Origin of the sequence: Streptococcus sp. CL6.35, assembly GCF_049737915.1 — a bacterium.
Classification (GTDB): Bacteria; Bacillota; Bacilli; order Lactobacillales; family Streptococcaceae; genus Streptococcus.
Genome location: NZ_JBKOTU010000001.1, coordinates 177,301 through 198,848 on the forward strand (window position 1 = coordinate 177,301; position 21,548 = coordinate 198,848).

The following is a 21,548-nucleotide window of genomic DNA, read 5'->3' on the forward strand; positions in this document are numbered from 1 at the left end:
GTTCTATTAAGTATGAATTTGATAAACTCAATAAAAATAAAGGAAATTTAACCACGTAATAATACATTGTTGTTGCAAATACATTCTTAAAGAAGGAGAAAAGGAGAAAAGGAGAAAAGTTGAAATTAGAAAAGTTAATAAGTGTAATTGTACCTGTTTATAATGTTGAAGAATATTTAGATGAATGTTTAGATAGCATTAAAAGGCAAACATATAAAAATATAGAAGTAATATTAGTAAACGATGGTTCTACTGATAAGTCACAGGAAATTTGTGAACGATATTGTCAACAAGACAACCGTTTTCATTTAATAAATCAAGAAAACAGAGGGTTGAGCGGGGCGCGTAACAGAGGAATTCAGGAATCAACTGCTGAATTTATTACTTTTGTGGATAGCGATGACATCATTAAGGATGATATGCTGTATCAATTAATAGAAAAGATGGATTCAGAAGATATTGATATTGTAGAGTGCTGGTATACTCATAATCAAAAAGAATTGCAGCAGAAATCACGTGAAAATATCGGGAATGTTTTTAAAGGAAATGGCAAGGAAACATTGGTAGCATTATGTAAAGATAATATTGTTCGTTTAAATGCATGGGCAAAATTGTACAGAAGAGAAGTGATTAAGGATTTTCCATTTCCAGAAGGATTATTTTATGAAGATGTTTATGAAGGAATAGGAATCCTACTGCACATTCGAAAACTGGTTAAAATAAATTATACTGGATATTTTTATCGCTTACGATTTGGTAGTATTATGAATCGAGAATTTAGCGAAAAAAATTTAGATTTGTTTACTATTTGTGCCAAAGTAGAACAATTATACGCTGAGGATACTGCTTCGCTAGAATATATATATCGCCGACTATTTGATTTAGTATTAATGCATATTATAGATTATCGTATTCATGAAGGGAATCCATATAAAGATAAATATTTTTTCTATTTGAACAGATATGCAAGTAGTTCGAAGCCGTCTTTATTAATTAGATTGTATCGATTGTTTCCAAAACATATTGTTCTAATTACAAGAGTTGTTAGAGCTATGCAATGGCGATTAGAAAAATATCATATAAAATCTTTTTTTAAAACTCAAAAGTAATAAGAAGTATCACTTAAGAGATAAAACTTATTTCATTTTCATTTACTTTATGAGAGAGGAGAATACTATAATTTGAAAAGTAAAAAATTAATTAGTATCATCGTACCAGTTTATAATGTTGAAGAATATTTAAATGAATGTTTAGATAATATTCAATCTCAAACATATAAGAATCTCGAAGTAATATTAGTCAATGATGGATCAACTGATGGATCTAAAGAAATCTGTGAGAAATACTGTAAAAGAGACACCCGTTTCCGCTTAATTAATCAAACGAATCAAGGGCAGAGTGTTGCCAGAAACCGAGGTATGCAGGAATCTACAGGTGAATTTCTTACTTTTGTAGATAGTGATGATGTCATTAAAGAAGACATGCTTGAGCAACTAATGAAACAGATGACCTCAGAAAATATTGATATCGTAGAATGTTGGTATACTCATAATGAACAAGATTTGAAACTTAAAACAGAAGAAAATATAGGGATAGTCTTTAGAGGAGATACCAAAGAAGCCTTGGTTTCTCTTTGTAGGGATAATATTGTACGTTTAAATCCAGTTGCTAAACTATTTAGAAGAGAAGTGATTATAAATTTCCCATTTCTTGAAGGCTTAATTTATGAAGATGTTTATAGTGGAATTGGAATATTAAAGCAGATACGAAATATGGTAAAAATTAATTATGCGGGATATTATTATCGATTGCGTCCAGGAAGTACTATGAATCGGAAATTCAATCTTAAAAATTTAGATTTGTTTACGATTTGTGATAAAGTAGAAAAATATTACGATGATGATGAGGAAGCACTAAGTTATATTTATCGCCGATTGTTTAATCTAGTATTGATGCACGTAATAGATTACCGTATTTTTGAAGGTAATGCCTATGAAGATAAATATCGCAATTATTTAAATAGATATGCTAAAAGTTCAAAAAGATCATTTTTAATTCGTGCCTATTTACTATTTCCCAAACATATTGTTAATATCTCACATATTCTTGGAGGATTACAATGGCGTTGGCAGGAATATGTAGTTAAAAAAATTCGATAGGGGTAGTAAGAGTGAAGTATTTTTTAAAAGAAACATATGTAAAAGCAAATCACGCAGGACCCAAAGCGAGAATGGATGCTGAAAAAATTATGTTGGATAATGGCTATCGAGAGTATTATTTAACAGAAAGTCAAAAGAACAATCATTTAAATCAAAATGATGTTATTATTCTTCAATTTCCATTGTTGTGGCAGTCACTGAAGAAACAAATACGTATGAAGTTTTTAAAGAAAAGAAGTTTTAAAGCGTATTTACTTGTTCATGATATTGAATCTCTGAGAAATAAAAAAATTACATCATTTTCTGATTTTAAATACTCTATCATCCATTTTTTACAAAATAAAACTGTTTTAGAAAGAGTAGATGGAATCATAGCACATAATGATAAAATGAAGGCTGAACTAGTAAAAATGGGAATTAATAAAGATAAAATTGTTCCGTTAGATATATTTGACTATTTAATTCCTAATTTTAACGAAGATAAAAACTATGATAAAGATAAAATCTTACTAGCTGGTAATTTTGATATTCGTAAAACAAGGTATGCTCGCGAATTACCTGAAAAACCCGAATTTGAAGTTTATGGAATCAACTTTGAGTCTGAACATCTTCCGAATAATGTTCACTATAAGGGAGCATTCACTCCAGATGAACTGCCCAATCAGCTGCAAGGTGGGTTTGGTTTGGTATGGGACGGAGATAGCCCCCATACTTGTAGTGGGATGTATGGAGAGTATTTAAAGATGAATAACCCGCATAAAGCTTCTCTATATTTAGCATCTGGTTTTCCGATTATTGTATGGAGCCAATCTGCTCTGGCTGATTTTGTAGGAAAAAACCATTGTGGAATCATTGTTGATTCATTATTTGAAATTGCAGATTGTTTAAACACGATTGATGAAGAAGATTTTCAAGAGCTGATTAAAAATAGTAAAATAGCAGGAGAGAAACTTCGTAACGGATATTTTCTAAAAAAAGCTTTAGAAAAATGTGAAAGGAAATTTTAGAGTTTATGAAATTCCAAACCTTACAAGAAAAAATCATTCGATATCATACGATTATAAAATATTATGGTCTCAAACCAACTCTAGCTTATTATCTTGCGCAACAGTCTGAGACAAAGTACTATGATTTTCGTAAAAAGATTCTTTTTGATTTTGTATTGAAATTACGTAAAGAAGCTCAAATAGATGATTTGATGGATGAAAAAGAAGAAGTAGTAACAGAATTTCCGAAAATAATTTGGACAATGTGGCAACAAGGAGAAGCGCAAATGCCTGAGACTGTCCAGACTTCAACGAAGACCATAAAAGACTTCGCTAAAAGAAATGACTGTGAATTCTATTTGTTGACGGATGAAAATCTGGCGGATTTCATCAATATTCCATCAGACATCACCGACAAATACAAGAAAAAAAAATTATCAGCTGCGCATTATTCCGATATTATTCGTTTTAGTCTCTTATACAAATACGGTGGAATTTGGATGGATGCAACCTTATTTGTATCTCCCTATGCAACTTTAGAAATGTTTGAAGGTGATTTCTTTACTCTGAATCATCCACCTATAGGAACAAATCAAATGGAACGAACTGTTGGTGACTTTAAATGGGCAGGTTTCTTTCTAGCAGGAAAAAAAGGAAAGCCTTATTTTAAACATATTCGGGATTTATATCTTTACTATGTTCGTAAATATCCAGTCTTTATTCATTACCTGATGATGGATTATTTTATTTTGTCCGAATATAAGTGCAATCCTTATTTTGAAAACTTAGTGGATAGATTACCTATTCTAGCACCAGCTGAGCGTGTTTGGTTTTTAAGAGACCATGCCCATGATCTTTTTGATGAAAAAGAATGGGAAGAAGTATTAAAAACAACACCGATTATGAAAACGACTTATAAAATCAAGAAAGAAGAAGTCCTTCCAGGAAGTTATCTCGATCAACTTTTACAAGGAAAATTAAAGGAATAGATGAAATACACGAAAAAAAGTAGAACCGAATTTGCCACCTTAAATACGAGTATTGCTCTGGCATTGCAACCTTTTCAAGTCCTTCTTGGCTTTATCAATCGAACTATTTTTATCAATTTACTTGGGGTAACCTATCTAGGATTAAACAATTATTTGTCTAGCTTAGTTTCCATTCTGTCTTTGGCAGAATTAGGGGTTGCTGGAGCCATGAGCTATGCACTATATGGACCCTTAGACAGAGAAGAACATGGAAAAATCAATGCCTTTATGATTCTCTTCAAAAAATTATATAGAATCATTGGCTTTTCTATTTTTATACTGGGCGCTATACTTTCTTTATTTCTTCCTTATATGATAAAGGATTATACGGTAAACAGTGAAGTATATTTGATTTTTTTCCTCTTTGTTTTTAATTCTGCTTCTAGCTATTTTTTCTCCTATAAACGAACCTTGCTTTATGTCGATCAGCGTAATTATATGATGACTTTGATTGACTTTGGATTAAATACTCTTCGCGTATGCTTGCAAATCGGAATTTTATTCTTTACCAAAAATTATATCTTTTATCTATTGATCAGTATCATCATGAATTTTATAGGGAATATCATCATGTCGCGGATTGTAGATAGATTGTATGGTTACTTGTTTAAGAATGAGATAACACCCATTAATCAGGAGGAAAAAGGAAAATTTATCCGAAATATCAAAGGAAATATAGTCGGTAGTATTGGAGAAACGATTGTTTTTCAAACAGATAGTATTCTAATGGCAAGTTTTGTCAGCTTAGCAGCTATAGGTATTTACGGGAATTATACCTATGTTTTAGGATTTCTTTCACTGATTTTAAATACTGTGATTAATTCAGTTGTTTCTTCCGTAGGTAACTTAGTCCATTCGGAGTCTACGACAGTAGCAGATATGGTTAAATTCCTAAAAAAATTCCAGTTTATTACTTTTAGCCTGATTTATTTTGCTAGCTTAGGTTATTTAATGTTCATTCATCCATTTATGACTATCTGGTTAGGTGAGAGTTTTTCATTTAATTATACGATTGAGATTTTGATCGTCCTTCATTTTTTCCTAACTTTTTATAGAAGACCGATTCTAACGTTGATTTCAGTTTATGGATTAAGTTATGAGCAAAATAAAAAAGTTATCGTCGAGATTTTATTAAATATTTCCCTTTCACTCTACTTTTTAGTGATTTTAGATTTAGGGGTATCTGGAATTTTATTGGGTACGATTTGTTCAACAGTCTTGACCTGTACATGGTATGAACCCTATAGCGCCTTTAAGTATGGATTGAAAGCTTCCTCAAAGGATTTTTTTAAAACATTGTTACAAGATTTCACTGTCGCAGGGATAAGCTTTCTACTTTTGAGTTTGCTGGATAACTACCTCTTAACTCAGCTAGATTTCATTTTCGGTTTGATCATCAAAATCGTCCTTTATTTGATAGTATTGGGTGTCTACGTTTTCCTATTTAGAAATCATGAAGGCGGTAGACAAATCATACTGATGATTCAAAAAGTATTAAAGTTAAAAAAATAAGGAGAAATCAATGAAAAGAATATTGGTTTGTGGTCTGGTTCCAGATGTTGGTGGCTTGGAAAAAATTGTTCTAGATTTTTATAACCATATTGATACCTCTGAATTTGAACTGGAATTTTTACTACAAGGTCCTGAAGATGTTGAATTTAGTGATCATTTTAAAAAGCTTTGTCGCAATCCTCTAGTCGTTCATAGAATCCCCAAGTTAAGACCTCATATCCAGCAAGCCTTAAAAGAATGGGATGATTTTTTTAAGAAGAATGCTCATCGTTATGATATTTTATGGTCCAATCAAAACGGCCTGACTCATCTAGAATTTTTAAAATTAGCAAAGAAATATGGGATAGAAAAAAGAATCGTTCATGGACATTGTGCGACAGCAGATAAATTTTATCGTTTTATTCACCCAATTAATCGACTTTTTGTCGGAAAATATGCAACAGATTTTTGGGCCTGTGGAACAGAAGCATTGAACCATTTTTATCATGGTCAAGAAAGAAAAAAAGCCTTGGTTATTCATAATGCCATTGAAGTTGAGAAGTTTTTATATGATCAAGAAATGCAAACCCAACTTCGAAAGGAGTATCAGATCCCTGAAAATTGTTTGGTCATTGGGCAAGTTTCCCGCTTAAATGAGAAACAAAAAAATCAAAGTTTCTGTATTAAGGTCTTTTCTGAAATCGTCAAAAAAGAACCAAATTCCCGTTTAGTTTTTATCGGAAGAGGTGATACTGCATTTTTAGAAAATGTGGCAAAAGAATATGGTGTAGAAGATAAAGTCATTTTTACAGGATTGACCACTAATGTCGGAAAAATGCTAAATTTATTAGATGTGTTCTTCTTCCCATCTAATTTTGAAGGATTGCCAATTGTACTCATTGAAGCGCAAGCAAATGGATTACCTGTTGTAACAGCAAAGCATTTACCAGACGCAAGGATACTAGATAACTATGATAACAGTTTGTCTTTGAAAGATTCTCTTGAAAAATGGGCGGATAAGATTTTGTCGGTCAAAGATGGACGTATATTAGATAATGAGTATGTTCTTAAAAAAATTAGTGAACATGGCTATGAAATTAAATTTGCTACTAGACAGTTAGAGAAGTTATTTGAGGAGTGATAAATAATTGATGGAGAGGACAAACATGTCTTCTCTAATTTCATTTCAATCAGACCATTATCCGGTAGTTTCATAAATAAAATTAGGTATGTTTTAATAGTACTTCTAAATGATATTTCATAAAAATATATTTTGATTATTTTATCAGATGATTAATTAACTTAATTGAATGCAATACGACTAATTTTATATTTAATAATCTCATGGATTAGAGATAGGCATTTACTGAAAATTAATATATTAAAAAATGAGATTGCATTCAATTTTCCTTAATAAAATAGCTTTTCTAGACAAAAGCTTATGCAAAAAAGAATAATTTATGATAGAATAGAAGGCAAGAAAGAAAACGTTTTTACAATTTTTTCAATCCGAAGGAGATATATTATGGCTACAATTCAATGGTTTCCTGGTCACATGTCTAAAGCGCGTCGACAGGTGCAGGAGAATTTAAAATTTGTTGATTTTGTGACGATTTTGGTGGATGCACGTTTACCTCTATCTAGTCAAAATCCTATGTTGACCAAGATTGTTGGTGATAAACCAAAACTCTTGATTTTAAACAAGGCGGACTTGGCTGATCCAGCAATGACCAAGGAATGGCGTCAGTATTTTGAATCACAGGGAATCCAGACGCTGGCTATCAACTCCAAAGAGCAAGTGACTGTAAAAGTTGTAACAGACGCGGCTAAAAAGCTCATGGCTGATAAGATTGCTCGTCAGAAGGAACGTGGTATCAAGATTGAAACCTTGCGTACCATGATTATTGGGATTCCAAACGCTGGTAAATCAACTCTCATGAACCGTTTAGCTGGTAAGAAGATTGCCGTTGTCGGCAACAAACCAGGTGTTACCAAGGGGCAACAATGGCTTAAAACCAACAAAGACTTGGAAATCTTAGATACGCCAGGGATTCTTTGGCCTAAATTTGAGGATGAAACTGTTGCACTGAAACTGGCCTTGACTGGAGCTATCAAAGACCAGTTGCTTCCTATGGATGAGGTGACCATTTTTGGTATCAATTATTTCAAAGAACATTATCCAGAAAAGCTGGCTGAACGCTTCAAACAAATGAAAATTGAAGAAGAAGCGCCTGTTATTATTATGGATATGACCCGTGCTCTCGGTTTCCGTGACGACTATGATCGTTTTTACAGTCTCTTCGTGAAGGAAGTCCGCGATGGCAAACTCGGTAACTATACCTTAGATACATTGGAAGACCTCGATGGCGACGATTAAAGAAATCAAAGAACTCCTTGCAACAGTCAAGGAGTTAGAAAGCCCTATTTTTTTAGAACTTGAAAAGGATAATCGCTCTGGAGTTCAAAAGGAAATCAGCAAGCGTAAAAAAGCCATTCAGGCAGAATTGGATGAGGATCTTCGTTTGGAATCCATGCTTTCCTACGAAAAAGAACTTTTCAATCAAGGGTTGACCTTGATAGCAGGTGTTGATGAAGTCGGCCGCGGTCCTCTAGCTGGGCCTGTAGTTGCTGCAGCCGTCATCTTACCTAAAAATTGTAAGATTAGAGGTCTCAACGACAGCAAGAAAATTCCTAAAAAGAAACATCTGGAAATTTTCCAAGCCGTTCAAAACCAAGCCTTGTCAATCGGAATCGGTATCATGGATAATCAGGTCATTGACCAAGTCAATATCTATGAAGCAACCAAACTGGCTATGCAGGAAGCAATCTCCCAGCTCAGTCCGCAACCTGAACACCTCTTAATTGATGCCATGAAACTGGAGTTGCCCATTTCACAAACATCTATCATCAAAGGAGATGCCAATTCCCTCTCGATTGCAGCGGCTTCAATAGTAGCCAAGGTGACACGTGATGAATTGATGAAGGAATACGACCAGCGGTTCCCTGGCTATGATTTTGCTACTAATGCAGGATATGGAACTGCTAAACACCTAGAAGGACTTGAAAAATTAGGAGTTACCCCGATTCACCGAATCAGTTTTGAACCAGTTAAATCACTGGTTTCAGGAGAAAAAGAAAGTTAAGTTAGAAGGAATGATTATGGAGGAACAGTCAGAAACACTCAGTTCCAAGAAAGAATTTGCCTTTGCCTCAAGCACCATACTATCCCAAGTTGGACGAGGAATCATTGTGGGACTCGTTGTCGGGCTCATCGTCGGATCCTTTCGGTTTTCAATCGAAAAAGGCTTCCACCTGATACAAGGACTTTATCAAGAACAAGCGCACTTAGTGCGCAATCTTTTTATCATTGGTCTATTTTATTTAATAGTTTGTTGGCTCAGTGCGAAATTGACTCGATCGGAAAAAGATATCAAGGGTTCAGGAATTCCTCAAGTCGAAGCCGAATTAAAAGGACTCATGACTCTTAACTGGTGGAGTGTCCTATGGAAAAAATATATTCTAGGGATTCTTGCTATTGCCAGTGGCCTTATGCTAGGTAGAGAAGGGCCAAGTATTCAACTTGGAGCAGTTGGTGGTAAAGGCATTGCCAAATGGCTCAAATCCAGTCCAGTAGAGGAACGCTCCTTGATTGCTAGTGGAGCTGCAGCAGGTTTAGCTGCAGCCTTTAATGCACCGATTGCAGGACTTCTCTTTGTGGTAGAAGAAGTTTATCACCATTTTTCACGCTTTTTCTGGGTCTCAACTCTCGCAGCTAGTCTCGTAGCAAACTTTGTCTCACTACTCATATTTGGTCTAACGCCAGTGCTAGACATGCCTGATAATATCCCTCTCATGACCTTGGATCAGTATTGGATTTACCTCCTTATGGGAATTTTTCTAGGACTTTCCGGTTTTGTCTATGAGAAAGCTGTATTGAACGTCGGAAGAGTGTATGATTGGCTTGGTCAAAAAATCCTTTTGGATAGAGCTTATTACCCAATTCTAGCCTTTATTCTCATCATACCAGTCGGCATCTTCTTACCCCAAATCCTTGGTGGTGGAAATCAGCTGGTTCTTTCCTTAACTGAGCAAGATTTTAGTTTCCAAGTTCTATTAGCTTACTTTTTGATTCGCTTTGTTTGGAGCATGATTAGTTATGGAAGTGGCCTTCCAGGAGGAATTTTCCTACCAATTTTGGCGCTGGGCTCCTTACTTGGAGCTCTAGTTGGTGTTATTTGTGTCAATCTTGGACTTGTCAGTCAAGAGCAATTCCCTATATTCGTCATTCTAGGAATGAGTGGCTATTTTGGAGCAATATCTAAGGCTCCCTTAACTGCTATGATACTCGTAACTGAGATGGTAGGAGATATTCGCAACCTCATGCCACTTGGATTAGTAACCTTGGTCGCCTACATCATCATGGATCTACTCAAGGGTGCACCAGTCTATGAGGCTATGTTGGAAAAAATGCTGCCAGAAGAAGCGACAGATGAAGGAGAAGTCACTCTCATTGAAATCCCTGTTTCAGATAAAATAGCAGGAAAACAAGTACACGAACTCAACTTGCCACATAACGTACTCATCACCACTCAAGTCCATAATGGCAAGAGCCAAACAGTTAACGGCTCAACCAGAATGTATCTCGGTGATATGATTCACCTAGTTATTCCAAAAAGTGAAATTGGGAAAGTCAAAGATTTGTTGTTGTAGGAGATTTTTACATAATTTATGTTATGTAAAAAATAAACTTCTTAATTAAATATATTAGAAAACCGATTCTCAGCAATGAGATCGGTTATTTTTTACAGATAAGATATTTCACATACAAATAATTGAACTTTGGTAAAAATAAGACTATAACCAAGTTAGAAATGATAAAGCATAAAGCTAGAAAGGAGTTTACTGTATCAAATCTGTACAGTAAGATTAAAATCATGAAAAAGACAACAATAGCAATTATACAATCTATTTTGTATCTCATAGCTCCTTATATAGCTCTTCAGTTATGTAGAATGAACAGAAGTATCGTTACTGATAATCTCTTTTTTATTTTCCTTATTCTGTTGACCATTTCATTCTGGTTTAGTATTTGGAAACTAGAAAAAGCACTAGATAATGATTCACAATAGTACAACTCAAAAAAAACTGGAATTTTGGTACTTTTTGATAACGTACATTTTTAGCTATTTTTGTACAAAACTGGAAATTTTTGTACTTTTCCTTAGACAGTGGAATAAACCCTTGATACAGCTGGATTTAAGACGTAATGTACACTCTCTAAAAAATGTACTTTATAATCGAAATGTACTTTATTTTAAGGTTGAATAAAGTACATTTTTTGATCCAGTAGCTTAGATGCGTAATTGTACAGAATCAGCCCCTTTTAAACCCCTTGCAAGCCTAAAAACATTGATTTAATAAGGTTTTGAATTTCACTTTTGTTACAGTGTACATTTTTTCACTTTGATAAGGTACATTTTAGGCAATTTTGGACGAAAAAAATTTTTTAGTTATTTGTACTATCTATTTGATCTAAGTCTTTTTTAAAAAGCTCTATAACATCTTTCCGAAAAACTATAATTTTCTTGAAAAATAAATAAGTCTATGCTATACTACTAGTAGACTTATTTATGGAGAAATACATGAAACGTGAGATTTTACTGGAACGAATCGACAAACTAAAACAAATCATGCCCTGGTATGTTCTTGAATACTACCAATCTAAGCTTGCTGTTCCTTACAGTTTTACAACCTTGTACGAATACCTCAAGGAATATGATCGATTTTTCAGCTGGGTTTTAGAGTCTGGTATCTCAAATGCCGATAAAATATCTGATATTTCTTTATCTGTCTTGGAAAATATGTCTAAGAAAGACATGGAATCCTTTATCCTTTACCTACGTGAACGTCCTTTGCTGAATGCTAATACAACCAAGCAAGGAGTTTCTCAGACAACCATCAATCGGACTTTGTCAGCACTTTCTAGTCTTTACAAATATCTGACCGAGGAGGTTGAAAACGATCAGGGAGAGCCTTATTTTTATCGTAATGTAATGAAGAAAGTTTCAACAAAGAAAAAGAAAGAAACACTTGCTGCCAGAGCTGAAAACATCAAGCAAAAACTTTTTTTAGGTGATGAAACAGAAAGTTTTCTAACTTATATTGACCAAGAGTATCCACAACAACTTTCAAATCGCGCCCTATCTTCATTTAATAAAAATAAAGAACGTGATTTGGCCATTATCGCCCTTCTCTTGGCGTCTGGTGTTCGCTTGTCTGAAGCAGTTAATTTAGATCTAAGAGATCTCAATCTAAAAATGATGGTTATCGATGTCACTCGAAAAGGGGGGAAACGTGACTCTGTCAATGTCGCTGCCTTTGCAAAACCTTATTTAGAAAATTATCTAGCCATTCGAAATCAACGCTATAAGACGGAAAAAACAGATACAGCCCTCTTTCTAACCTTGTATAGAGGTGTTCCAAATCGTATCGATGCTTCCAGCGTTGAAAAAATGGTTGCTAAGTATTCTGAGGACTTCAAAGTCCGTGTAACACCTCATAAACTACGACATACCCTAGCAACTAGGCTCTATGATGCCACTAAATCGCAAGTTTTGGTCAGTCACCAGCTAGGACATGCCAGCACACAAGTCACTGACCTCTATACCCATATCGTCAATGATGAACAAAAAAATGCCTTGGATAGTTTATAAAATACATAAAATAAATTATGTAAATAAAAACTCGTAAAAAGAAGATGGTCCTACAACCAACTTCTTTTTTCTTTTTATCCAACTACTGCTTCAGCGATTTCTTCACGGCTAATACCAGCGAAGTAGCGTGTGATATCAATAGTTTCTAGAGCTTTAAGGACATCTTCGCGTTCATATTTCACTCCACGAAGGACATCTTCTACTGCAGCAACGTCTTCAATACCAAAGAAATCCCCATAAATCTTGATGTCTTGGATTTTTGATTCAGTAACATTAGCAAAGACTTCAACCTTACCACTGGTGAATTTTGTTCCACGACGGACGTTAAATTCAGGTGATTTACCATAGTTCCAGTCCCAAGTACCAAACTTAGTATCCTTGATGTGATTAATTTCAGCCAATTCTTTCTCAGAAAAAACGTATTCTGTCATCTCTGGATACTCTTTTTTCATGTATTCCAAGAGTAAGTCACGGAATTCTTCGACTGTGATTTTTTCTGGTAATTCATTGATAATATTGGTCACACGAGCACGAACCGATTTCACACCTTTTGATTCAAATTTATCTTTTGAAACCTTAAGGGCATTTGCGAGGACTGACAAATCAACGTCAAAGAGCAAGCAACCGTGGTGCATGATACGGCCATTGATATAGGCTTGGGCATTGCCACAGAATTTCTTGCCATCAATCTCAAGATCATTACGACCTGTGAACTCAGCTTTAACCCCAAGTTGAGCCAAAGTATTGATAACTGGAGTTGAGAAGCTCTTAAAGTCAAAAGCCTTGTTTTCATCTTCTTTTGAAATGATCGTGTAGTTGAGGTTATTTAAATCGTGGTAAACAGCTCCACCACCACTGATACGGCGGACCACCTCAATACCATTTTCTCGAACATAATCACGGTTGATTTCTTCGATAGTGTTCTGGTGACGACCAACAATGATAGATGGTTTATTGATCCAAAGAAGGAAGATTTGATCCTCATCCAAAAGGTGTTTAAAGGCGTATTCTTCCAAGGCAATATTAAAGGCAGTGTCGTTTGAATGATTGATAATGTATTTCATGATATCCCTTTATACGATAGAGACTGGAAAGATATTTTCCAGTCTAGTCTATCTTTCTTTTATTTTTTCTTAGGTGAATGGATAGCCATTCCTAAAACATCCGCAAATGCTTCGTACATCACTTCAGAGTAGGTTGGGTGTCCGTGGATAGTCTTCAACATTTCTTCAACAGTGATTTCCATTTCGATAATGCTCGATGCTTCATTGATCAATTCTGCAGCTGCAGGACCGATGATATGAACACCAAGGATTTCTCCATATTTCTTATCTGCAATGACTTTTACGAAACCTTGAGCAGCATCTGAGGCAATAGCACGACCGTTAGCAGCAAAGTTGAACTTACCAATGGCTACATCGTACTTCTCACGGGCTTGTTCTTCTGTCAAACCTACTGCTGCTACTTCAGGGAGAGTGTAGATGGCTGCAGGAGTCAAGTTCAACTTGGCTACAGCATGATTTCCTTTAAGAGCATTTTCAGCAGCAACTTCACCCATACGGAAGGCTGCGTGCGCCAACATCTTAGTTCCGTTGATGTCACCTGGTGCGTAAATTCCTGGAACAGAAGTTTCCATGTATTCGTTGACCTTGATGCGTCCACGGTCCAGTTCAAACTCAACATCGCCAATACCTTCAAGGTCTGGTACACGACCGATTGAAAGAAGCGCTTTATTTGCGATGATATCATCTTTTCCTTCAACCTTGATACGAAGTTGACCATTTTCCTCGATGATTTCTTGCAGTTTAGTACCAGTCAAGATGGTCATTCCTTTACGCTCAAGGATCAAGCGAAGGTTCTTAGACACTTCTGCATCCATAGCTGGCACGATACGGTCCATCATTTCGATAACAGTTACTTTTGAACCAAATGTCATAAAGGCCTGACCGAGTTCGATACCGACAACTCCACCACCGATGATGACAAGGCTTTCTGGCACTTCGTTCATTTCAAGAATGTCGTCACTTGTCATCACGAGTGGAGATTCCATACCAGGGACGTTGATCTTGCTGACTTTTGAACCACCGGCAAGGATGATTTTCTTGGTTTCAAGTAATTCAGAACCATTTACCAAGACGTTCTTGTCTTTAGTAATGGTACCAATACCTTTATGCACAGTAACTCCGTAGCTACGAAGAAGTCCTGCAACACCACCAACAAGAGTATTAACAACTTTAGATTTAGTTTCTAAAAGTTTGTCCATATCAACAGTGAAGTTAGGATTTTCAATCACAATACCACGATTTGCAGCATGACCGATATTTTCAATAATTTCAGCGTTATGAAGGTAGGTTTTGGTTGGGATACAACCACGGTTTAAGCAGGTTCCGCCGAGTTCAGATTTCTCAACTAGAGCAACCTTACCACCGAGTTGGGCAGCTTTAATGGCTGCAACATAACCAGCAGGACCTCCACCAATCACAACGATATCAAAAGCATCATCGCTCTTACCATCATCGTTTGAGGCACTTGCTGCAGGTGCTGGGCTAGCTTCTGGCGCTGCTGCCCCAGCTGTTGGGATATTTTCCCCTTCTTCGCCAAGGTAACCGATAACTTCCGTTACAGGGACAGTTTCGCCATCTCCTTTGAGAATGGCAATCAAGTACCCATCTTCTTCGGCTTCCAATTCCATGCTGACTTTGTCAGTCATGATTTCCAAAAGGATTTCTCCTTCTTTTACAAATTCTCCGACTTTTTTATTCCATTGGACGATTTGTCCTTCTGTCATATCCACGCCGGCTTTTGGCATAATTACTTCTAAGGCCATGTCTTCCTTCCTTTATCTATATCTTAAAAATGAATACTCTGGTTCTTAAATCAACATTGAGATTGGATTTTCAATCAATTCTTTCAAATCTTTCATAAACTTGGCTCCAGCCATACCATCTACGACACGGTGGTCGATGGTTAATCCTAGGCTCATGATAGGGCGAATCACAATTTCACCATTGACGACAACTGGCTTCTCAATTGTCGAACTCACACCAAGGATAGCTGAGTTTGGTTGGTTGATGATAGGACCAAAGGACTGAACGCCAAACATCCCCAAGTTACTGATAGTAAATGTTGAATTTTGCAGTTCGCTTGGAGCTAATTTACCATCCAAGGTACGGCCAATAACATCCTTAAAGGCTACAACCAGTTCAGAAAGACTCATCTTCTCAGCATTGTAAACAACAGGAGTCATCAATCCATTATCCATCCCAACTGCCATCGCAAGGTTGACATAGTTGTGAGTGATAATAGTCTTGCCATCTTCAGTCAATGAAGCGTTGATGAAAGGGTGTTTCATAAGAGTCTTAACAACAGCAAGTGAAAGAAGATCTGTTACAGTGGTCTTCTTCCCAGTTGCTTCCATGATTGGCTCAAGAACCTTCTTACGAAGAGCCAACATTTCAGTCATATCAACTTCATAGTTGAGCGTGAAGGTTGGCGCAGTTAGGTAAGATTCAACCATGCGTTGGGCAATAACCTTACGCATTGGTGTCATTGGAATACGCTCGATTTCACCGTATGGTGTTACATTATCAGGAACTTCTTCCACTTTTTCAATCTGAGCAGGAGACTTGATGGTATCGTTTTCGATATTTTCAGGAAGCAGGGCCAAAACATCCTTCTTCATGATTTTACCACGATGACCAGTTCCTTGGATTTCCTGCCAAGCAATATTATGTTCGAGGGCAATTCTTTTTGCAAGTGGCGAAATGCGAACCACATTTGTGTCTTTATAAGTTTCCACGTCTTCTTTGTGGACACGACCGTTTGCACCTGAGCCAGAAACGTCGTAGAGGTTGATCCCTAAATCATCCGCTAACTTTCTAGCCGCAGGAGTCGCTCTTAGCTTGTCATCAGCCATGACCTCTCCAATTCTATACTAAGATATTAAGGACGCAGAGGGCAATGAAAAAATAGGAGATTGACGATGTGTTCGATGAACACAAGGAAATCTATCTTTTTTTCGCAGACCTCCGTCCGAATTCAATTAAATGATACAAAGGGCGTCAAAAGCGACTGAAAAATAGGAAATCGACGATGGCTTCGATTAAGCCAAGGAGATTTATCTTTTTTCCGAGCTTTTAGCCCGTGTTCAACTCTACAAGCAACTTGGATACAACACGTATCTCAAGTTGCTACGGTTGCCGCTATTAGGCGGTCAACCTAGTAGACTTACTAAGTCGTTCGTCGAATAACATCGATTCGACTCTCTCCTATCGCAAATTTGCAAATAACTTGGGTACAATACATATCTCAAGTTACTAAAGTTAAAAACAACCGTTATTTTACATAACTTATCTTATGTAATTCTATTCTTTATTATATGTTTTACGGATGGCATCTTTGATGCTTTCAACTGTTGGAATCATTGCATTTTCTAGGTTTTGTGCATAAGGCATCGGCCCATCTTCTCCTGCACAACGACGGATTGGTGCATCTAGATAGTCAAATGCTTCTGACTCCGAAATAATAGCTGAAATCTCTCCGATATAGCCACTTGTTTTGTGGGCATCGTTAACCAGAACAACCTTACCAGTCTTCTTAACTGAGTTTATGATGATATCCTTATCAAGCGGAACAAGGGTACGTGGGTCCACAATTTCAACAGAAATTCCTTCTTCTGCTAATTCTTCAGCAGCTTGAACCACACGGCGTAGCATTTTTCCATAAGTAACAACTGTTACATCCGTTCCTTCGCGTTTGATTTCGCCGACTCCAAGTGGAATTGTATAATCTGGATCAACTGGGACTTCCCCTTTTTGGTTAAATTCTGACTTGTACTCAAGGATAATAACTGGGTTGTTATCACGGATAGAAGACTTAAGCAGTCCTTTCATGTCCGCAGGTGTTCCGGGTGCCACAACCTTAAGACCAGGAATGTGAGTAAACCAAGACTCTAGAGACTGTGAATGCTGGGCAGCAGATCCAACTCCATTACCAGCTGCACAACGGACAGTCATTGGAACTTGACCTTTACCACCAAACATATAACGTGTTTTAGCAGCTTGGTTGACGATATTGTCCATGGCAATAACAGAAAAGTCCATGAAGGTCATATCGACGATTGGACGAAGTCCTGTCATGGCGGCTCCTGCTGCTGCTCCCGAGATGGCGGCTTCAGAAATCGGACAGTCACGGACACGTTCTGGACCAAATTCTTCAAGCATTCCGACAGAAGTTCCGAAGTCTCCTCCGAAGACACCGACATCTTCTCCCATCAAGAATACATTTTCATCGCGACGCATTTCCTCAGACATAGCAAGGATAATGGTGTCACGGAAGGACATTGTTTTTGTTTCCATTTTATCTCTTTCTCCTTAGTCTGCGTAAATATCTTCAAATGCTGATTCAAGCGGTGGGAATGGACTTTCCTCTGCAAATTTAACAGAAGCTTCTACTGCTTCCTTGACTTGCGCTTGGATTTCTTCCAATTCTTCGGCACTTGCAATGTTATTTTCAATAAGGTAATTGCGGAGGTTTTCGATTGGATCTTTTTGTTTCCACAACTCCACTTCTTCACGCGTACGATATTTACCAGGATCAGATGATGAGTGACCAAGCCAGCGGTAAGTTACACTTTCAATCAAGACTGGACCATTACCACCACGAACATGATCTACGGCTTTCTTGAACCCTTCGTAGACGTCGATGACATTGTTTCCATCTTCGATGAACATTCCAGGAATTCCATAAGCAGCGCTACGTTGATGGATATGTTCTACATTGGTCATTTTCTTGATATCCGCAGAGATACCGTAACCGTTGTTAATGCAATAGAAAATGACTGGCAGGTTCCAGATAGAAGCCATGTTCACTGCTTCGTGGAAAACACCTTCGTTGGTCGCACCATCTCCAAAGAAGCAAACGACGATTTTTCCAGTATGTTGCATTTGTTGACTGAGGGCTGCACCAACAGCGATTCCCATACCACCACCTACGATACCATTGGCACCAAGGTTACCAGCATCAAGATCGGCGATATGCATAGATCCACCTTTACCTTTACAGGTTCCAGTGTATTTACCAAGGATTTCAGCCATCATTCCGTTTAGGTCAATTCCTTTGGCAATGGCTTGTCCATGACCACGGTGGTTTGATGTGATCAGATCATCTGGATTGAGAGCTAACATAGCACCCACGTTAGCCGCCTCTTCTCCAACAGAAAAGTGCGTCATTCCTGGCACTTTCCCTTTCTTTACTAATTGCGCAATTTTTAAGTCCATACGACGGATTTCTTCCATCTTACGGAACATCTCTAGCAAAAGATTTTTATCTAAAATTGACATCTTCTTGCCTTTCTAACTTTCTTCTTACCTTACTATTTTACCGTTTTTGGCAAATACTGTCAAAGTTTTTCTAAAGAAAATTTCACAAATTAAAAAAGAAAACCCCATAGGAATAAGGGATTTTCTTATCAAGAATATTTTTTCACAAACTTTTTTATAGTTTGGATTTTGCTAAAGCTTCAAATCTCTTCATAATCACAGTTAAACGCCAACGGTAGAGAACCCCACTCACAACCAAACTAATAATCAAGCCGATCCAGTAAGAATAAGCTCCAAAATCTGTTAGGGTATCAAATAGCATAGCAACTGGGATTGCTACGCCCCAATAACCAACCAAACCAAGGTAAAAAGGAATAACTGTATCCTTATAGCCTCGCAAAATTCCCTGAAGCGGTGCCGCAAAGGTATCTGCTAACTGGAAGAAAAGGCTGTAAGTCAAAAAGCGTGCTGTCAAATCAATAAATTCTGGGTCGTTACCATAAAGACTAGCCACATTTCCTCTAAAAATGTAAAGAAAGGTTAAGGTGAAGGCCGCAAAAATGAGGGCAGTCCATCTTCCTAGACCAATATAGGTTTTCGCATCATCAAATCGCTTGGCTCCCACTTCATAGGAAACAACAATAGCCATAGCCGATGAGATACTCATAGGAAAGGCGTACATAAGACTTGAAAAATTCATAGCTGACTGGTGACTAGCAATAATCAAGGATGAAAACTTAGCCATAATCAAGCCAACCACGGAAAAGATAGCCACTTCGGCAAAGACAGTTCCCCCAATAGGCAGACCTAAGCGAACTCCTTCCTTGATTTTATCCATATTAAGCGGAATTCGTTTCTCAAGATGTAGGGCTTTGAGCTTCTCCTGTTTAAATAGAACCAGTACAGAAATTCCCAGTAAGACCCAGTAGGCCAAGGATGTTCCTAAACCAGCACCAGCCCCTCCCAGTTCTGGAACACCAAAGGCCCCGTAAATCAAGAGATAGTTAAATCCGCTATTGAGAGGAAGTAACAAAAGCATGAGATACATAGACAGTTTGGTCAAGCCCAGAGAATCCAGCAAGGAACGAACGACACTAAAAAGCAACAGGGGGATAATTCCAATAGATAAAAACCAAAGATAGTGAACCGCTACTGCTGCCACTTGTGCCTCTAGTCCAATATGATTCAAGATTGGTGGTGCCAAGAAAAGTACCATCCCCAGCAAGACCACAGATAGACCCAAGGCCAAATAGATGAACTGGTAAAAATCAGACGCAACTTCTTCCTTTTTGCCTCGACCAAGATGGTGACCAATGATAGGCACCAGGGCTGACACAATACCTGTTAGAAAGGTAAAGAAAGGATTCCAGATACTGGTTGCCATAGACACACCAGCCAAGTCCATGGTATTGTATTGGCCAGTCATAGTCGTATCAACAAAGGATGCAGAATAATTGGCAAATTGATAAATCAGGATGGGGAAAAATATCTTTAAAAATAAGATAAACTTGTCTTTAAAATGATGGGTTTGGTACATATAGGCTCTCTATTCTTTTTGTTTACAGAGTAGACTCCCACCTAGTTTCGATAGACGATTTGTCCCTTACAGATGGTATATTTAACCTGCCCTTTTAAGGTTTCACCGATGAATGGTGAATTAGCTGCTTTGGAAGCAAAATGGGAGTCCACAAGGCGGTTAGCCTCAGCATCAAAAATAGTGATATCCGCTGGACCATTCTCAGCCAAGTAACCTGCTTCAAAATTGTAAAGTTTGGCTGGGTTGTAGGTCATTTTTTCTAGCAATTCCATCAAGGTCAATTCCCCAGCTTCCACCAAATAAGTCAAACCGAGAGACAGAGAGGTTTCCAAACCAGTCATACCAGATGGCGCTTTGGTGATATCCTCGACATTTTTTTCATCCGCATGGTGAGGCGCGTGATCAGTTGCGATAACTGTGATAACACCTGACTTGAGACCTTCGATAACTGCACGACGGTCCGACTCCAAACGAAGCGGCGGATTCATCTTGGCGTTGCTTCCTTGTGTCAAAAGGAGGGCTTCTGTCTTAGAGAAATGCTGTGGCGCTACTTCTGCTGTGACTTGCGCCCCCAATCCTTGAGCGAACTCCACCACTTTAACACTTTCTTCCTTAGACAAATGCTGAATGTGAACATGAGCCTTGGTTGCATAGGCAATCATGACATCACGCGCCATCATAGCATACTCAGCCACCCCAGTCGCACCGCAGATATGGAAATGTTCTTTAGCAATGTTTTCATTAAATCCAAGAATCCCATTCAAACCTGGATCTTCCTCATGAAGGCTGATAAAGGTATTGAGTTTTTTGGTTTCTTCCATGGCTTCCTTAACCACTTTACTGCTCTCAAGAGGAATACCGTCATCAGAAAAACCAACAGCTCCAGCTTCTAAGAGTGCCTTAAAATCAGTCAAGTCTTGGCCATTAAAGTTCTTAGTAATAGTCGCAACCGTCTTGACATGAATCTTTTCTTTGGCAGCTGACTGGAGAACTTCTTGCAAAGTCTCAACGTCTGAAATGGTTGGACTAGTATTAGCCATCATGACAACCGTTGTAAAACCACCTGCAGCAGCTGCAAGGGCCCCAGTATGAATGTCTTCTTTATGTGTTTGACCAGGTTCACGGAAATGAACATGGATATCAACCAAACCAGGAGCAACTACAAGACCTGTAGCATCTAAGATTTCTGCTCCTTCTTCTTTAATCTCAGGCGCAATTTTGATAATTTTCCCATCTTGGACTAAGACATCACACACTTGATCCAAACTAGACTTGGGATCCATTAAACGACCATTTTTGATTAGTAGCATCTGC

The 21,548-nt window shown here is 37.5% G+C and carries 17 protein-coding genes; 10 read left to right on the forward strand and 7 right to left on the reverse strand.

Annotated elements, in window-relative coordinates; translation table 11 throughout:
- Nucleotides 1-119: 119 nt before the first annotated feature.
- The 10 genes from ACLNCP_RS00915 (at nucleotide 120) to xerS (ending at nucleotide 12,377) form a co-directional block, all read left to right on the forward strand.
- Nucleotides 120-1,109, forward strand: a complete 990-nt coding sequence (locus ACLNCP_RS00915) for a glycosyltransferase (RefSeq protein WP_261052414.1) — start codon at nucleotides 120-122, stop codon at nucleotides 1,107-1,109.
- Between the two features lie 72 nt (nucleotides 1,110-1,181).
- Nucleotides 1,182-2,159, forward strand: coding sequence for a glycosyltransferase family 2 protein (locus tag ACLNCP_RS00920; protein WP_261052415.1), 978 nt, complete (start codon nucleotides 1,182-1,184; stop codon nucleotides 2,157-2,159).
- 11 nt (nucleotides 2,160-2,170) lie between these two features.
- Nucleotides 2,171-3,166, forward strand: a complete 996-nt coding sequence (locus ACLNCP_RS00925; RefSeq protein WP_424843895.1) for a galactofuranosyltransferase — start codon at nucleotides 2,171-2,173, stop codon at nucleotides 3,164-3,166.
- Between the two features lie 5 nt (nucleotides 3,167-3,171).
- Complete coding sequence (locus tag ACLNCP_RS00930; protein ID WP_238095894.1) at nucleotides 3,172-4,134, forward strand: capsular polysaccharide synthesis protein; 963 nt, start codon at nucleotides 3,172-3,174, stop codon at nucleotides 4,132-4,134.
- Complete coding sequence (locus ACLNCP_RS00935; protein WP_261052417.1) at nucleotides 4,135-5,685, forward strand: lipopolysaccharide biosynthesis protein; 1,551 nt, start codon at nucleotides 4,135-4,137, stop codon at nucleotides 5,683-5,685.
- Between the two features lie 10 nt (nucleotides 5,686-5,695).
- Entirely contained in the window at nucleotides 5,696-6,805 is a 1,110-nt protein-coding gene (locus tag ACLNCP_RS00940; RefSeq protein WP_261052418.1) for a glycosyltransferase, read from the forward strand.
- 384 nt (nucleotides 6,806-7,189) lie between these two features.
- Nucleotides 7,190-8,041, forward strand: a complete 852-nt coding sequence (ylqF, locus tag ACLNCP_RS00945) for a ribosome biogenesis GTPase YlqF (RefSeq protein WP_020901132.1) — start codon at nucleotides 7,190-7,192, stop codon at nucleotides 8,039-8,041.
- Nucleotides 8,028-8,807 (forward strand): ribonuclease HII, encoded by a 780-nt coding sequence (locus ACLNCP_RS00950; protein WP_238095903.1) that lies wholly within the window; start codon nucleotides 8,028-8,030, stop codon nucleotides 8,805-8,807. The genes ylqF and ACLNCP_RS00950 overlap by 14 nt, the downstream gene beginning before the upstream one ends.
- A 16-nt stretch (nucleotides 8,808-8,823) precedes the next feature.
- Entirely contained in the window at nucleotides 8,824-10,374 is a 1,551-nt protein-coding gene (locus ACLNCP_RS00955; RefSeq protein ID WP_424843896.1) for a chloride channel protein, read from the forward strand.
- 932 nt (nucleotides 10,375-11,306) lie between these two features.
- The gene (gene xerS, locus ACLNCP_RS00960; RefSeq protein WP_084926368.1) at nucleotides 11,307-12,377 is read left to right on the forward strand and encodes a tyrosine recombinase XerS; all 1,071 of its coding nucleotides are present in this window, start codon (nucleotides 11,307-11,309) and stop codon (nucleotides 12,375-12,377) included.
- Between the two features lie 74 nt (nucleotides 12,378-12,451).
- Here the strand turns inward: xerS and ACLNCP_RS00965 are convergent, their stop codons facing one another.
- The 7 genes from ACLNCP_RS00965 to ACLNCP_RS00995 all read right to left on the reverse strand — a co-directional run bounded on the left by ACLNCP_RS00965 (nucleotide 12,452) and on the right by ACLNCP_RS00995 (nucleotide 21,544).
- Entirely contained in the window at nucleotides 12,452-13,441 is a 990-nt protein-coding gene (locus tag ACLNCP_RS00965) for a lipoate--protein ligase (protein WP_261011760.1), read from the reverse strand.
- Between the two features lie 59 nt (nucleotides 13,442-13,500).
- Complete coding sequence (gene lpdA / locus ACLNCP_RS00970; RefSeq protein WP_261033808.1) at nucleotides 13,501-15,204, reverse strand: dihydrolipoyl dehydrogenase; 1,704 nt, start codon at nucleotides 15,202-15,204, stop codon at nucleotides 13,501-13,503.
- Nucleotides 15,205-15,249: 45 nt separating this feature from the next.
- A complete protein-coding gene (locus ACLNCP_RS00975) occupies nucleotides 15,250-16,293 on the reverse strand; it encodes a dihydrolipoamide acetyltransferase (RefSeq protein WP_023948181.1) in 1,044 nt (347 codons plus the stop codon).
- Between the two features lie 448 nt (nucleotides 16,294-16,741).
- Complete coding sequence (locus ACLNCP_RS00980) at nucleotides 16,742-17,734, reverse strand: alpha-ketoacid dehydrogenase subunit beta (RefSeq protein WP_424843897.1); 993 nt, start codon at nucleotides 17,732-17,734, stop codon at nucleotides 16,742-16,744.
- Nucleotides 17,735-17,749: 15 nt separating this feature from the next.
- Entirely contained in the window at nucleotides 17,750-18,718 is a 969-nt protein-coding gene (locus tag ACLNCP_RS00985; RefSeq protein WP_424843898.1) for a thiamine pyrophosphate-dependent dehydrogenase E1 component subunit alpha, read from the reverse strand.
- 154 nt (nucleotides 18,719-18,872) lie between these two features.
- A complete protein-coding gene (gene pdrM / locus ACLNCP_RS00990; protein ID WP_424843899.1) occupies nucleotides 18,873-20,234 on the reverse strand; it encodes a sodium-coupled multidrug efflux MATE transporter PdrM in 1,362 nt (453 codons plus the stop codon).
- Nucleotides 20,235-20,275: 41 nt separating this feature from the next.
- Complete coding sequence (locus ACLNCP_RS00995) at nucleotides 20,276-21,544, reverse strand: dihydroorotase (protein WP_424843900.1); 1,269 nt, start codon at nucleotides 21,542-21,544, stop codon at nucleotides 20,276-20,278.
- Between the last annotated feature and the right edge of the window lie 4 nt (nucleotides 21,545-21,548).

Excerpts from the sequence above, each read along its gene's own strand:
- ACLNCP_RS00980 (WP_424843897.1), bottom strand. The coding sequence starts at position 17,734 with ATGGAAACAAAAACAATGTCCTTCCGTGACACCATTATCCTTGCTATG.
- ACLNCP_RS00965 (WP_261011760.1), bottom strand. The coding sequence starts at position 13,441 with ATGAAATACATTATCAATCATTCAAACGACACTGCCTTTAATATTGCC.
- ACLNCP_RS00955 (WP_424843896.1), top strand. The coding sequence starts at position 8,824 with ATGGAGGAACAGTCAGAAACACTCAGTTCCAAGAAAGAATTTGCCTTT.
- ACLNCP_RS00950 (WP_238095903.1), top strand. The coding sequence starts at position 8,028 with ATGGCGACGATTAAAGAAATCAAAGAACTCCTTGCAACAGTCAAGGAG.
- xerS (WP_084926368.1), top strand. The coding sequence starts at position 11,307 with ATGAAACGTGAGATTTTACTGGAACGAATCGACAAACTAAAACAAATC.
- ACLNCP_RS00940 (WP_261052418.1), top strand. The coding sequence starts at position 5,696 with ATGAAAAGAATATTGGTTTGTGGTCTGGTTCCAGATGTTGGTGGCTTG.
- ACLNCP_RS00995 (WP_424843900.1), bottom strand. The coding sequence starts at position 21,544 with ATGCTACTAATCAAAAATGGTCGTTTAATGGATCCCAAGTCTAGTTTG.
- ylqF (WP_020901132.1), top strand. The coding sequence starts at position 7,190 with ATGGCTACAATTCAATGGTTTCCTGGTCACATGTCTAAAGCGCGTCGA.
- ACLNCP_RS00985 (WP_424843898.1), bottom strand. The coding sequence starts at position 18,718 with ATGTCAATTTTAGATAAAAATCTTTTGCTAGAGATGTTCCGTAAGATG.
- lpdA (WP_261033808.1), bottom strand. The coding sequence starts at position 15,204 with ATGGCCTTAGAAGTAATTATGCCAAAAGCCGGCGTGGATATGACAGAA.
- pdrM (WP_424843899.1), bottom strand. The coding sequence starts at position 20,234 with ATGTACCAAACCCATCATTTTAAAGACAAGTTTATCTTATTTTTAAAG.
- ACLNCP_RS00930 (WP_238095894.1), top strand. The coding sequence starts at position 3,172 with ATGAAATTCCAAACCTTACAAGAAAAAATCATTCGATATCATACGATT.
- ACLNCP_RS00975 (WP_023948181.1), bottom strand. The coding sequence starts at position 16,293 with ATGGCTGATGACAAGCTAAGAGCGACTCCTGCGGCTAGAAAGTTAGCG.
- ACLNCP_RS00935 (WP_261052417.1), top strand. The coding sequence starts at position 4,135 with ATGAAATACACGAAAAAAAGTAGAACCGAATTTGCCACCTTAAATACG.